12 protein-coding genes are annotated in these 14,069 nt (G+C 67.9%); 2 read left to right on the top strand and 10 right to left on the bottom strand.

Annotated elements, in window-relative coordinates; translation table 11 throughout:
* Positions 1-68: 68 nt before the first annotated feature.
* On the top strand, positions 69-1,127 hold the full coding sequence (locus DIZ26_RS14745) for an ArsR/SmtB family transcription factor (protein WP_232828351.1): 1,059 nt from the start codon (positions 69-71) through the stop codon (positions 1,125-1,127).
* An 82-nt stretch (positions 1,128-1,209) separates the two neighbouring features.
* Here the strand turns inward: DIZ26_RS14745 and DIZ26_RS14740 are convergent, their stop codons facing one another.
* From DIZ26_RS14740 to DIZ26_RS14725, 4 genes are all read right to left on the bottom strand, one after another.
* Positions 1,210-1,722 (bottom strand): hypothetical protein, encoded by a 513-nt coding sequence (locus tag DIZ26_RS14740; protein ID WP_112241522.1) that lies wholly within the window; start codon positions 1,720-1,722, stop codon positions 1,210-1,212.
* A 155-nt stretch (positions 1,723-1,877) separates the two neighbouring features.
* Positions 1,878-5,483, bottom strand: coding sequence for a discoidin domain-containing protein (locus DIZ26_RS14735; protein WP_112241520.1), 3,606 nt, complete (start codon positions 5,481-5,483; stop codon positions 1,878-1,880).
* Positions 5,484-5,652: 169 nt separating this feature from the next.
* A complete protein-coding gene (locus tag DIZ26_RS14730; RefSeq protein WP_157979716.1) occupies positions 5,653-6,861 on the bottom strand; it encodes an NHL repeat-containing protein in 1,209 nt (402 codons plus the stop codon).
* 28 nt (positions 6,862-6,889) lie between these two features.
* Entirely contained in the window at positions 6,890-7,327 is a 438-nt protein-coding gene (locus DIZ26_RS14725; protein ID WP_112241516.1) for a pyridoxamine 5-phosphate oxidase, read from the bottom strand.
* Positions 7,328-7,382: 55 nt separating this feature from the next.
* Between DIZ26_RS14725 and DIZ26_RS14720 the strand changes: the two genes are divergently transcribed.
* Complete coding sequence (locus tag DIZ26_RS14720) at positions 7,383-8,027, top strand: winged helix-turn-helix transcriptional regulator (protein WP_112241514.1); 645 nt, start codon at positions 7,383-7,385, stop codon at positions 8,025-8,027.
* Positions 8,028-8,115: 88 nt separating this feature from the next.
* Here the strand turns inward: DIZ26_RS14720 and DIZ26_RS14715 are convergent, their stop codons facing one another.
* The 6 genes from DIZ26_RS14715 to DIZ26_RS14690 all read right to left on the bottom strand — a co-directional run bounded on the left by DIZ26_RS14715 (position 8,116) and on the right by DIZ26_RS14690 (position 14,063).
* Positions 8,116-9,756, bottom strand: a complete 1,641-nt coding sequence (locus tag DIZ26_RS14715; RefSeq protein WP_112241512.1) for a solute symporter family protein — start codon at positions 9,754-9,756, stop codon at positions 8,116-8,118.
* Positions 9,753-10,097, bottom strand: coding sequence for a DUF485 domain-containing protein (locus DIZ26_RS14710; RefSeq protein WP_112241510.1), 345 nt, complete (start codon positions 10,095-10,097; stop codon positions 9,753-9,755). Before DIZ26_RS14710 ends, DIZ26_RS14715 begins: the two co-directional genes overlap by 4 nt.
* A gap of 108 nt (positions 10,098-10,205) precedes the next feature.
* Positions 10,206-11,000, bottom strand: coding sequence for a class I SAM-dependent methyltransferase (locus tag DIZ26_RS14705; protein ID WP_112241509.1), 795 nt, complete (start codon positions 10,998-11,000; stop codon positions 10,206-10,208).
* A gap of 38 nt (positions 11,001-11,038) precedes the next feature.
* Entirely contained in the window at positions 11,039-11,767 is a 729-nt protein-coding gene (locus tag DIZ26_RS14700; protein WP_112241508.1) for a cytidylyltransferase domain-containing protein, read from the bottom strand.
* Entirely contained in the window at positions 11,764-12,600 is an 837-nt protein-coding gene (locus DIZ26_RS14695; RefSeq protein WP_112241507.1) for a hypothetical protein, read from the bottom strand. Before DIZ26_RS14695 ends, DIZ26_RS14700 begins: the two co-directional genes overlap by 4 nt.
* Positions 12,600-14,063: a methyltransferase domain-containing protein gene (locus DIZ26_RS14690; protein ID WP_232828350.1), complete on the bottom strand. Its 1,464-nt coding sequence runs from the start codon at positions 14,061-14,063 to the stop codon at positions 12,600-12,602. Before DIZ26_RS14690 ends, DIZ26_RS14695 begins: the two co-directional genes overlap by 1 nt.
* Positions 14,064-14,069: the final 6 nt, after the last annotated feature.

Raw genomic sequence — 14,069 nt, 5'->3', positions numbered from 1 at the left:
GGTCCTCAGTTCTCGGGCCGCCACGGGTGGTCTGTTGGTGGGGCCTGGGTGCAGGCAGAATCGGGTGGGTGATCATCCGGATCCACTTCATGCCTGCCGATCTCGCGCGGATCACGTTTCCGGTCGAGCCGGAGCCGCTGTGGGAGGCGGCGCTGGCCGCGCGGGCGCTGGGGGACCGGGCGATCCCGCCGGTCGCGCGACGCTGGCGACGCCAGGCGGTACCGCTGGTCCGGCCGTCGATGCGCCCGCTGTTCAAGCTGATCGCGCCGGGCGGACAGTTTCCGGACTTCCTGACGCCTGAGGTCTCGTCGCCGGGGTTGGATGCGGCGATCGAGGTCTTGATGGAGGCGCCGACGGAGTTGGTACAGGACGAGCTCGGGCCTTGGGTGCCGGCCGAAACCGATCAGTTCATGCAGGGGCTGCTGGCCGGTCGGGCAGGATCACGGCGCGCGCTCGGCAACGCCGTACGGGATTTTCATCAGCACGTACTCGCGCCCGGAGCAGCAGAACTCGAGCGACGTCACGGCGCCGACCTGGCGATCCGCTCGCGGTCGCTGTTGCACGGCGGTATCGACGAATTGCTCGGCAACCTGCATCCCGACGTCACCTGGGACGCGCCGACGCTGACGACGTACGGACTGGACGAGGGGCGGCGCTACGACGCGCACCTCAACGGCCGCGGTCTCCAGCTCTACCCGTCGCCGTTCACCGCCGAGTGCCTGGTCCTCGACCTGCCTCATCGCCGCCCCGTCCTCGTCTACCCCTGCGCCGAACTCCCGCTCGCCGACGAAACCGACGACACCACCGACGCCCTCGCTGACCTACTCGGCCGCACCAGAGCCGCCGTACTCCGTGCCCTCAGCGCCTCGGCCAGCACCACCCAACTGGCCCGCCGCACCGGCATCTCCCTGGCATCAGCCAGCGAACACGCCCGAGTACTCCGCAACGCCGGCCTCATCACCACCCACCGCACCGCCGGCACAGCCCACCACTCCCTGACCCCGGCAGCCCGCCCCCTCCTAACCACCCCCACCCCACCCCGCCACCTAACCCACCTACCGGGCCATCCAGGGGCAGATCAATCTGCCCCTGGTAGTCCAGCAGACATCCGAGACGTCAGCAGGTAGAGTTGTTGATGCCTGGGGACAAGAGTCCCCCGGAAGTGGACCCGGAAGCCTACCGGACGGTGGGCGTGCCGGGTCTCGCGCTTTATAGCGCCCGTTCTTCGCAGTACGCCGCCACCCTGCGCCGCCAGTCGCCGCCTCGCATCCAAGCCCAGGCGACCCCATCCGGGACCCAGAGCAACGGATCCGCTTTGGGAGCCAGTAGATCCCACCGCAGATTCCGGCAGTCGAACTGGCTGCTCGCTGCGCGGAGAGCGCGGCCATCGCTGTCCACGTTCGGCTCGTCTCGTTCGATCACCAGTCGCTCAGCGACCTCGGCGTTGTCTCGCACTATCGCCTGGAGACACCGACTTCGGTTGGCCGCCGTTGCACGATCTGCTTGGTAGATGTCCACCAGCATTCGGAAACCGGCGATGGTGTCGAGGATCTTCTTCCTGCGGGTCGGGTTTTCGTTGTTGAAATGCAGGCGTTCCTGGCCTGGTAGGAGGAGGGAGCGGAGGGCCTTGCGGTTGACGGCGACGTCGTCGGCGGGGCAGCGGGCGGCGGCCATCAGGAGGCCTTTGGACTTGGTTTCGTCGACGAAGACGTGGATCGGCATTGGATGGTCCCCCAGGAGCGCGGCATGCAAAAGGAAACCGTTGCATGGGGGATGTCTTGTTTTGTTGGGGATTTGGGGGCCAGGGCGGGGCAGATGGGAACGGCGGTCGCGGGAGGGGTTGGACCTCCGGCGGCCGCCGTCTGTTCAGCGCGGGGTCAGTTGCGGGTGATGGTGAAGGTTGTTGTGGTGTTGCGGATGTCGACCGCGTTGTTGGTGAGGGTGAGGTTGTTGAAGGTGGCGGTGCCTACGGCGGGGCCCTGGTTGGGTTCGGGGAGTTCGTTGGCCCAGATACCGAAGCCGGACTTGGCGTCGAAGGCGTCGCCGCTCTTGCGGGCGCCGGAGATGGTGATGTTGGTGAAGACCGTGTCGGCGACCGGGAACTGCGGTTGGCCGCCGACGTAGTTGGTCTGGAACATGATCCCGGAGTACGTCGGGTCGACGATGTCCACATCGGACACCCGGATGCCCTGGAAGATCTTCGAGGCCGAGAAGATCCAGATCCCCGGGAACGTCTGGTTGCCCCAGAAGTGCCCGCCCGCCCGGACCACCGAGACGTTCTGGAAGACCGTCGGCGGGGTGGCGCCGAAGCCGTTCATCGGGATGCCGAAGTCGAGCGAGCTGATCGTGATCCCGGAGTACACCAGCATGTCCGCGACGTACAGGTTGCGGAAGATGTTGTTGGTGCCGCCGTAGACCGCGAAGCCGGCCGCCCGCCACGTCAAGGTCGCCGAGAGGTTCTCGAAGACGTTGTCGCGGACCTCGCCGCCGCCGTTGTCGACCGCGTTGAAGAGGGCGAACGAATCGTCACCGGTGGACCGGGCGTCGTTGTTGCTGACGGTGTTGCCGGCCGACCCGTTCGTCATGTTGATGCCGTCGGCAAAGGTGTCCCGGATCCGCGAGTTCTTGATCGTCGAGTTGTCGGTGTTCGCACCCCAGTACATGCAGATCATGTGTTCGACCCAGATGTTGTCGATCGTCATGTTCGACGTACCGGCGAAGTTGAACACCTTGCCCGGCCCGTCGATCCGCGAGGTGTAGTTGCCGAAGTACGCGAACCCGCTGAACGTCGACCCGTTGGCGCTCGACTGGGAGTCGAACCCGACGTCGCTGTTCTCCTGCGTCGTCGGCGCGTGGAACTTGGTGTACCAAGGTCCGGCCCCGACCACCTTGATCGGCTTGCCGTAGACGTTGAACTTGCCCGACGTCTGGTAGTCGCCGGCCGGCAGGTAGACACCGGTCAGCGTGCTGTCCTGACGGACCTTGTCGAGCGCGTTCTGCACGTCCTGCTGGGAGAACCCGGCCGGTACGGCGTATCCGGCGCCCGGGTTGGCGATCGGGGCGACCTGCTCGGTGTCGACGAAGTCGATCGCGTAGTTGGTCGTGTTCGCCGGGTCCTTCTGCAGCTTGATCTTCGTACCGGCGGGGAACGAGGAGTCGAGCATGATGCTCGCCTCGTCGTAGATGTGCCGCGGTCCGCCCGCGCCCGGCGAGTTGCCCGGGCCCGACTCGGCGCCGTACAGCCAGCTGTACTTCGAGGTGAGCGGCAGCGCCTTGTGGAAGGCGCCGTTGACGTAGACGTTGATGGTGGAGTCGATCCCGCCACCGCCGGCGGAGTCCGGGATGGAGAACCGGGTGACGAGCGTGTTCGTGCTCGCCCGGGTGGTGAACTCGACGAACGAACCGTTCGAGTTCAGCGTGACCGCCTTGCGGCCGGACGCTTCACCGGCCAGGTCGCCGATGGTCCGGTTCGGGCCGATCACGGTCGCGCCGCCGCCGACGGAGGCATCCTCGGCTTCGAGGTGGTCGTACGGCATGTTCGCGCCACGCCCGACGAACAAGGGCTTCTCGCTGGTGTTGTTGGTGCGCTTCACCGGCAACTCGTTCGCGTCGTCCGCCAGCACGACGCGGACGGAGTACCGGCCGTTGGCCGCCGTCCAGGTGCCGAGTGAGACGGCCGGAGTGGTGGCGCCGGCCGCAATCGCACCGGAGTACGAGCCGGTCAGAGTCTTTACTACGGTGCTGCCGCTCAGCACCGTGAGCGTGATCCCGTGTGCCCCGGACGCGGAGGCGATGCTGCCCTGGTTCTTGATGGCGACCGAGAACGTCACGGTGTTACCGGCGGCCGGGTTGCCCGGGCTCCAGCTGACCGAGGACGCGATCAGGTCCGAGCTCGCGACCTGGGTGACCACGAGTGGCGACGCGCTGTTGGCCGTGTTGTTGGAGTCGTTCTGCTCGATGACGCTGTTCGCTTCGTCGACCTTCGCGCTGACCGGGTAGCTGCCCGCGTCGCGGGATCCGATCGAGGCGGTGACGGTCGTCGAAGCTCCGGCAGCCAGCGTCGGAACGGCAGCCGTGCCGACCTTGGTGGTGCCGAGATAGAAGTTCACGTCGGAGGCCGGTGCGGCGGCGTTGCCGGAGTTGTTCACCGTCGCGCGCAGCGTGATGCTGTCGGTCTCGACCGGGGCGGTTGGCGTCCAGGAGACGCCGGAGACGGTCAGATCCGGGTTCGGAGCGGGGACGCCCATCACTTGGAGCTCGGCGACCTGACCGGCCGGGGCGCCGGTGTTGGCGGTGAAGTTCAGCCGTACGTCGGCCACTCGCGCGCTGACCGGGATGGTCACGGTGTTACCGGTCGACGGGCTGAAGTTGTACGACGCGGAGCCCACGATCGTGGTGAACGCGGTCGCGCTCTGCTCCCGGCCGAGGATCGAGAACGTCTGGGTGCGGTTGCCCCACGCGGAGTCGGGATTCAGCCGGATCACGATCGAGCTGAGATCCGCGTTGGCGCCGAGCTGGGTGGTCAGCGTGGCCGGGTTGGCATTGCCCTCCCAGTACGTCTGCACGTTGTCGTCGTTGGCGTTGGTGGCGACGAAGGTGAAGACCGAGCCGGATGCTGTGATCGGCTTGCCTACCGCGAGGTTCGTGCCGGGACCGCCGCTGCCGGGGCGGGTCACGGTGCTGCTGTTCGGCGATTGGTTGCCGATGGCATCCTTTGCCCGGACGAAGTAGCTGACCGCCGTACTGGTCGGCTGGGTGTCGGTGTAGGTCAGCACGTTGCCGGCCACGGTGGTCCGAAGGCCGCCGTTGGCATACACGTCGTACCCGGTGACCCCGACGTTGTCCGTCGAGGCGGTCCAGGTGAGTTTGATCTGACCGGCGGCGGGTTCGGTGAAGGCCAGGTTGCCCGGGGCGGTGGGAGCCTGGGTGTCACCGGTCGCCGGACCGTAGACCTCGAGTTCGGACAACTGGCCGGCGGGCCAGCCGGTGTTGGCGGTGATCAGGATCCGGATGTACCGCGCGGTGGAGGCGCCGTAGTCGATCGTCGCGGTGTTGTTGGGGGTGTTGAACGCCCGCGACGCGGACGCGGACAGGTCGTTGAAGTTCTGTCCGTCGGTGCTGCCCTGGACGGCCAGCGTCTGGTTGCGCGAGCCCCAGCCCGAGGTCGGCAGCTTCAGCACGACCTGGTTGGTGCTCACCGCGGAACCGAGGTCGACCTGAACCCACTGCGGGAAGGCGTTGTTGGCGCTCTCCCAATAGCTGCCCTGATTGCCGTCGGTGACGTTGCCGGCGGTGTAGTTCTGGGTGCTGCTGCTGGCCGAGGCAGCCTTGCCCGCGGCGAGGTTGGGCCCGGCCAGCACAGCGGCCGAGGCGGTGGCTCCGGGCGAGAGCCCCGCCGCGGAGATCATCGGGCCGGCCGACAGCGTCAGGCTGCCGGCGAGCAACGCGGCCAGCAGCCGCCACTTCTGGGGTTTGGTTCTCATGGCAATCCGGGCCTCTCCTGGTGGGCGGGGTAGTGAGGAGATTCCAGCTGCCAAGAAATTGCATCGTTGCTCTGAAAGTTTCTTAGAGTTTGTCAACTTCTTGCGCAGCGCTGGCTCATTGTTACGGCAGCGCTACGCGAGCGTCAACGGTTCGTCACCCAGCTGTTCGTCAGGCGGGGATCTTGACCCGGCCGAGCAGCATGTGGCCGGCGGTCAGGTCCCGCACGACGACATAGAGATAGCCGCCATGCAGTGCGGACCGGGCGCCGAACGCACCGGTCATCACAGAGCCGTCCGGCTGGATCACCCGGACAGCAAGTCCGCGCGCGGCGTCGAGCACCGCGCGCTGCCCCTCGGTGTGCTCGCCGGCCCAGTCGTAGCGGCCGCCGGAGGGTGGTGCTCCCGACTCGGTGACCGTGGTGACGGTGAGCAGGCCGTCGGCGGCCGAGACTCCGGCCTGAAGTCTCCCCAGCTGCTGAACGCCGCCTTCGGGAGTGAAGGGCGCAGGTGCCACCGCGAGGCCGTCGAGGGCGCTTCCCGTGATCTCCCGCATCGATCCCGTGGGCGTCACGGTGAGGATCGTCCTGGTGGTTCCGACGGAAGCGATATCGCTGGTGGCCGCGACGATCGTGCCGTCCGGCTGGGCGCCGAGTTCTCGCAGATGCATCGCCGCCGTCGTACCCCAGTCCAGCGCCTTACCGCTCGCCGGGGGATGGATGGCGGCGCGAGTCGCGTCCCGGGCCGCGTCGAGGTCGCGGAACTTGGTGGGCCGGCCCGCGATCGTCCGTACCGAGCCGTCCGCCTCGAGCCGGCGGATCAGCACCCCGGCTCCTCCCTTGGTGCTCACCTCGACGGCGAAGACAAGCCGGCCCTGAGGATCGACGGTCAGGCCGCCGAAGACGCCGATCGACCGGTTGCCGCGAAGTGCTGCGCCGGCGTTGTAGCCGATCACCGGCTGCCGGCTGTCGTCCGGCCGGATCCGCCAGATCGCGTCCTTCTTCTCGTCACCACGGAAGAGATCGACGTACACGGACCCGTCCGGCCCTACCGCGAGCTGGCGACCGGTGTCTGCCGCGTCCTGGAGGGCGATCGTGGCGTGGGTGCCGTCCGGGCGGATCCGCTCGATCCTCGCTTTCCCGTCCGCGCTGACCAGCAGGTACGCCGTACCGTCCGGGGCCACCTCGAGATCGTCCACCATGCCGGTCAGGTCCGTGTCGAGCGCCCGCTGGGCCAGTGCGTCCCGCCCGCCGCCGGCCAGCACTTCGAAGGGCTGACCGACCGTGGTCTTCGGCCTGGGCGGCGGTTGGGTCTCGCCGCCCGTCGAGCATCCGGTGACGGTCATGGACAGCAGGAGGGTGGCCGTCAGTAATCGATTCACGGGCGGCGACGCTAGTCGGTCGCCAGGGTCAGCGCGAGGTGTCTGAGCTGAACCAGCGCGTCGGGCGGAAAGTGAAGAAGGTGACGATGTTCTCCGGGTCGCCGAGCTCGGTCTGCACGTACCCCTGCGCGTGCTCCTCCGGCATGTACCGCCGGGCGATCGTGAGCATCTGCTCCGGCGTGGGCTTGCCAACCGAGAGCAGCTCGGCCTCGACCGTCACGTACGCCGGTGGCATCTCCTCGCGCTGCACCACGAGAGAAACGACGCCGGCCTCCTTGATCAGCCCGATCCGCTTCGGCGCCCGCCGCTGAGTCCCGGTGAACATCGTGATCTCGCCGCCGCGCTCGTAGGCGTAGAACGTCGGCACGCTCGTCGGCGGCCGCCCGGGCTCACCCGCCACGCTCAGGACGCCCACGTGGGTGCCGGCCAGGAACTCTTCGCGTTCTTGCTCAGTCATCTTTGCCATGCACTAAGCTTCATAAAAGCAAGCATGATCTGTCAAGTGGAGTATGCTTACTTTCATGACGACGAAGACCTACGGCCAGTACTGCGGGGTCGCCCGCGCGCTCGAACTCGTCGGGGAGCGCTGGGCGCTGCTGATCGTCCGCGACCTGCTGGTCGGCCCCAAGCGCTACACCGACCTGCGCGCGGGCCTGCCGAAGATCCCGACGAACGTCCTGGCCACCCGGCTCAAGGAGTTCGAGCAGGCCGGCCTGGTCGAACGCCGCGTCCAGGCCCGCCCGTCCGGCGCGATCGTCTACGAACTCACGCCGTACGGCGCGGATCTCGAGCCGGTCGTGCTCGCTCTGGGCGCCTGGGGAGCCCGCTCGCTGGGAGAGTTGCGGCCGGACGAGATCGTCACCGCGGACATCTTGGTGATGGCGCTGCGCAGTACGTTCCAGCCGGGCAAGCAGAAGGCGAAGTACGAACTGCGCTTCGGCGACATCGTCATCCACGCGATCGTCGACCACGACGAGCTGACGGTGGAGAACGGTCCGCTCGAAGGCGCGACGGTGGTGGAGGCATTCGGCCCGATCGGTCCGCTGCTCACCGGCGCGATCGAGGGCGCACAGGCGTTGAAGACAGGTCTCCTGAAGACGAGTGGTACGGCCGAAGACCTCGACCGCTTCGCCACCGCCTTCCGCATCGGCCCACCCCCGACCTGACGAACTGCAACGTCCGAAGAACCGAGGGGCAGGACCTCGGGTTCTTCGGACGTCAGCGGGGTGCGGTGGTGCGGTGGTGCGGTGGTGGTCAGTGTTTGGCGGCGCCTTCGGCGCCGGCGCCGGTGAGGGCGCGGACGGAGAGTTCGTTGTAGCGGAGCTCGCTGGAGGTGTCGCGGCCGACGAAGGTGCCGACCACGCCCAGGATGAAGCCGAGCGGGATCGAGACGATGCCCGGGTTCGACAGCGGGAACCAGGAGAAGTCCGCGCCGGTGATCATCGACGTCGGCTTGCCCGACACGACCGGCGAGAAGATCACCAGCACCACGGCGGAGATCAGCCCGCCGTAGATGCTCCAGACCGCGCCGGAGGTGTTGAACCTCTTCCAGAACAGGTTGAACAGCAACGCCGGCAGGTTCGCCGATGCCGCCACCGCGAAGGCCAGTGCGACCAGGAACGCAATGTTCAGCTTCTGCGCCGGGATGGCCAGCCCGATCGCGACCGCGCCGATCCCGATCGCCGCGAACCGGGCGACCCGGATCTCGTCCCTCTCGGTGACCTTGCCCTTGGCAATCACATTCACGTAGAGGTCGTGGGCGAACGACGACGCCGAGGTCAGCGTCAGCCCGGCGACCACCGCGAGAATGGTGGCGAAGGCAACGGCCGCGATCAGTGCGAGCAGGATCGCGCCGCCGACCGAGCCCGATCCGCCACCGACGACCTCGGCCAGCAGCACCGAGGCGGTGTTGCCCTTGGAAGCGGCCACCGCGCTGCCCTTGCCGGTGTCCAGCAAGGCCGCCGCGCCGAATCCGAGCGCCAGCGTCATCAGGTAGAACGCGCCGATCAGGCCGATCGCCCACTGGACGGAACGCCGGGCGGACCGGGAGTCCGGCACGGTGTAGAAGCGGATCAGGATGTGCGGCAGACCCGCCGTACCGAGCACCAATGCCAGGCCGAGCGACAGGAAGTCGATCTGGCCGGTGAGGTCCTTGCCGTACAGCAGGCCCGGTTGCAGGAACGCCTCGCCCTTACCCGAGTGGACCGCGGCGGCACCGAGCAGCTTCGACGGGTTGAAGTCGAACTTCAGCAGCACCAGGAACGTGATCAGCACGGTGCCGGTCATCAGCAGCACGGCCTTCACGATCTGCACCCAGGTGGTGCCCTTCATGCCGCCGATCGTCACGTAGACGATCATCAGCGCGCCGACCAGGATGATCACGCCCGCCTTCAGGCCTTCGCTCTTCACGCCGAGCAGCAGACCGACCAGCGAACCCGCACCGACCATCTGGGCCAGCAGATAGAAGATCGACACGACGATCGTCGAGGTGGACGCGGCGGTCCGGACCGGCCGCTGCTTCATCCGGAAGGCGAGTTGGTCGGCCATCGTGAACCGGCCGGAGTTGCGCAGCAGTTCGGCGACCAGCAGCAGGGCCACCAGCCACGCCACGAGGAAGCCGATCGAGTAGAGGAAGCCGTCGTACCCGTAGAGCGCGATCTGGCCGGAGATGCCCAGGAACGAGGCCGCCGACATGTAGTCGCCGGCGACGGCCAGGCCGTTCTGCGCACCGCTGAACGAGCGGCCGCCGGCGTAGTAGTCCGCAGTGGTCTTGTTCTGACGTGACGCCCACCAGGTGATGTAGAGCGTCACGGCGACGACCGCGGTGAACAGCGAGATGGTCAGCGCCTGGTTTCCCGGCTTCGAATCCGCCAGGGGGAGTAGTAATGCGTTCACCGGCGGCGCTCCCTCTTGTACTTGGCATTGAGCCCACTCGCCAGCGGGTCGAGTTTGCGGTTCGCGAACCGGCCGTAGACCGCGGCGATCAAGAAGGTCGAGACGAACTGCAACAGGCCGAAGATCAGCGCCACGTTGACGTGCCCGATCACCTTGTGGCTCATGAAGTCCCGGGCCCAGTTGTTACAGGCCACATAAGCCAGATACCAGACCATGAACGCGACCGTCCACGGCACGACGAAATTCTTGTACCGGCGTTTCAGTTCGGTGAAGTCCGCCGCCTCGTGCACCGCTTCATAGGCCCGAGCCTGCCGCTCGTGCCCCGTTTCCTCATCCACCATCTGCACCCCTCCACTGGGATTGCGATCAGGTGCACGTTAGCGGGTGGTTGCGGTTTTGTGACCGAATGCGACGGCAACAATTCGGGCGCAAAAAATTGACAGCCCGGATCACAGCGGTGGCGCGAGTGGTGCGTCGAGGGTTCGCTGGTAGTTGGCCAGGTCGCTCGGCCAGGTCCGGTAGCAGCTGGTCAGATAGGGCATCCGGAGCGGTTCGGGCGGCCGGGCGGTGCTCTCGTAGATCGCGTCGACCTGTTCGAGGACGGATTCGCGCCGGGACTCGGCCAGCACCGCGACCCGCGAATGCGACTCCGCCAGTTGCCGCAGACCCGTCCGATCCAGATCGTGCCAGTGCCGGAACCGGGCCGTCTCCACCCCCGCGAACAGGTCGGACTGGAGCAGGATCGGCATCGGATCGAACGTGTCGCCGCCGGCCAGGTGGTCCTCGCCCACCATGGCCCGATGCATCCGGCGTACCCACGGGACGACCGTGTCGTAGTTGTTCCAGAGCAGACCCAGTACGCCGTGGGGCCGCAGCACCCGGGCGATCTCAGGCAGCGCCCGGGCGTGCTCGAACCAGTGGAACGCCTGCCCGACGATGACCGCGTCCACCGAGGCGTGCGCCAGCGGGATGTTCTCGGCCGCGCCGACCATCGTGTCCACCCCGGGCACCCGGCGGCAGACTGACAGCATCTCCTCGGACGGATCGACCGCCACCACGTCGTGGCCGAGCCCGGCGGCGACCGCGGCCAGCTTGCCGGTGCCCGCGCCGAGATCGAGGATCTGGAGCCGGCCGGGACCGAGGATCCAGGTCAGCGCGTCGGCAGGGAACGTCGGCCGGCCCGCGTCGTACGCGGCCGCGACGGCACCGAACGAGTGCGCGCGAGCTGAATCATCGCCTGTCATCACCCTGAATCATGCCGTAGGCACGCCCCAGAGCGCGGTTACTCGCCGAGCTTCTTCTGTTCGATGTGCTCGTTGAGCGCGTGCAGCTCGGGATGCTTGTCCATGATCGCGACCAGATCGTGCACGTTCAGCTCGGCCGCGCCGAAGTCCTCGATCAGCGTGGCAAGCAGCAAGCGGTCGTCCTCGGTGTCCAGCGTCAGCCGGTACTGCGAACCGCTCTCGGTCCACGGCATGTTGACCAGCCGCATGTCGCCGCTGCGGTTCTGGTGCAGGTACGACGTGACGTGCTCGCGGTCGGCCGGCAGGGTCGCCTCGGCGTCGGCCTTGAGCAGCCGGGGACCGGAGAAGACCTCGTAGTCCATCCCGCGCGGGTAGGTGCGCTCCAGGCAGTTCGACACGTACAGGTTCTCGGCGGCCTCGGCGCGGAACCGGTCCACGCCCGCGACGACGACCTCGGGGTCGATCAGCGGGCAGTCGGAGGTGACCCGGACGACGCCCTCCAGCTCGTGCTCGCGGATCGCACCGGCGAACCGGCTCAGCACGTCGAGCTCACTGCCCCGGAACACCGGTACGCCGGCCTTCGCCGCGATCTCCACGATCTGCTCGTCGGCCTCGTTCGTCGTGGTGGCCACGATGACCGGCAGGCCGGTCGCCTGCAGGTGGTCGAGGTGGTGTTCGAGGTAGGTGCGCCCGCCGGCGGTGAGCAGCACCTTGGCCGGCAGCCGCGTACTGGTGGCCCGGGCCTGGGTGATGATGCCGATCTTCATGAGGCAACCTTTGCAGTATTCCAGCGGAACATCTCGCGGATCTCTTCCGGCCGGGCGATGTGGTCGACGCCCAACTCGACGTCGGTGAAGGCTTTGGCGACCTCGAGCGGGACGTAGGCCTGGTTCATCTCCGGCCACAGCCGCCGGATCCGGGCCTGGCCGCCGAAGGACGGGTGCTCGTTCTCCAGCAGCATCGGGTCGCCGTACACACCGGGCTGGAGGCCGAGCGACGCGCCGTACAGGACGGCGGAGCTGAGCCGGTTGGAGGCGACCCTGGTGTGCTTGCGGACCTCGCGGAGCTGCTTGAGCAGGAAGTCCTCGTCGGTCTTGCGCCAGTGCAGGCCGCGATACCCGTGCGTGATCACCCGGAAGCCGGCGTCTTCGTAGACCTGCCGGATGGCCGGGTTCTCGAACTCGTTCCAGTACAGGCAGACCGTGATCGGGCCGGTCTCATGCTCGTTGATCGAGGCAACGATGCGGCCGTGGTCGCCGAGCACGTTCTGCCCTTCCCAGCCGTGGAAGGGATAGAAGATGGTGCCGGCGGCATCGGGTGCGGGCTTGGCCAGCTCGGGGTACAGCTCGAGCAGGTACAGCCAGGTGGCGCCGATCACGTCGTAGTTGCGCAGGCCCATCGACCAGCCGCGGCGGCGGACGGTGTCCGACCAGACGAACTTCGGCATCCCGTCGACGAAGGCGGTGTTGTACGCGAAGCCGTCCAGGATGTTCCAGCCGTGCTGCAGGTAGCCCCAGATGCGCGGAGCTTCACCGCCACCCAGTCCGGCGTACCGGGCCATGATGTGCGCGTGGCCGTAGAAGTGGTTCGCGTGGTGCATCAGCGACCCGTCGTCCGGCGGACGCGCTTCACCACGACGCGGGCGGGATTCAGCACGGCCTGACCGATCCGGTACGGCCGCGACCGACGGATCCCGTCCAGCTGGCTCTCGAACCAGGATGCCTGCGCGCTCGCGTCGGCCAGCTCCTGGGTCAGCCGGGCGATCGTCGCGAGCTGCTCGGCGTGGCCGGCCGGTGCGGCCGGTTCGTTGCTGTCAGCAACGGTCGCCCAAAGCTCTTCGGTGACAGTGATTCCGGCCATCGCGGCCAGTCGCGCGGTGAGATCGCGAGGGCTCCCGGCCCACGGCTCGCGCGAAGCTGCCTCGAGCGACCGGCGGACGAAGCGGGCCAGCTGCCCGACCACGAGGGCATCGCCCGCACCGGCAACACCGTTGCTATCGGCAAACACCTTGTATGCCGTACCGTCGACAAGGACGTTGTCGGGCGAAGCAACCGCGGCTGCCTCGGCGTCGAGCGACCGCAACCAAGCCACATAACCGGGCACCGTACGGCGGAGTGCCGCGTGGTCGTCGATCCTCAGCGCGGCCAGCAGCTCCTCTTCCAGCAGCACGCCCGGACCCTGCGGCACCTCCCCGAGCACGCCGGGAAGGTCGGTGCTGCCGATCGCGAAGTACCAGCCGGCAGCCAGCTCGGCGCCGAGCCCGGCGGCGAAGGCGTCCTGGACCACGCGATATGGGTCCATCAGCGTCGGACCGGCAAAGCGCTCGGCGACGGACCGGGCGGCCACGGCGCCTGCCAATGCATCGCCCGCATCAACCAGCGCCACCTTGGCGTCCACCAGCGACGGATAGACCGCGTACGCCGTGGCGTTGTCGCCCAGCGCGGCCTGGACTGCCTTGAGACCTGCGGGAGCTTCCACGCTGCCCCGGATGTCGCGCGGCCAGGCTTCGTCGCGCGGCACGGTCGCCGTCACGCCCGGCAGCACCAGGCGCTCGACACCGAAGGGGTTCGCCGCAGCGACCAGCAGGCGTCCCTTGGGAGCCAGCCGCGCCTTCAAGGCCTCGAGCGCGTCGCTCCAGGTCAAGGCGATGGTGTCCGGCCCCACCAGTCGCGGCAGCCCGTCGAGGGCCACCACCACGTCGTACGCCGGTTCGCCGTGCTCGGGAGCGAAGTGGTCGAGCGAGCCGCAGAACACCCGCACCGGGTGCCCGTCGAGCTGGTCGGCGATCTCCTCGGCGTCCGGCGCGGACCGGACCAGGACGTCGAGCTTCGTCACCCGCTTGGCGATGAGAGACAGCACCTCGAGCGAGTGCGGTCCGGCGACCAGGACGGTGTCCTCGGGGCGCAGGATCGCGTCGAGCAGCGCGGACGGGACCGGACCGCCGGTGGCGGGTTCGCCGTCCTCTGGGTGCAGATCGGACCAGTTGAGCATCTCCCCGGCGATCATCACCGATCGCGCCAGCGGCTCGCCACCGGAGTCTTGCGAGGACCGGTCAGGTGTCACAGTGGT

Source organism: Kribbella monticola, from assembly GCF_003261635.1.
Classification (GTDB): domain Bacteria; phylum Actinomycetota; class Actinomycetes; order Propionibacteriales; family Kribbellaceae; genus Kribbella; species Kribbella monticola.
The sequence above is the reverse complement of the archived record's forward strand: the minus strand, read 5'-3'. Positions and strand labels throughout refer to the sequence as shown.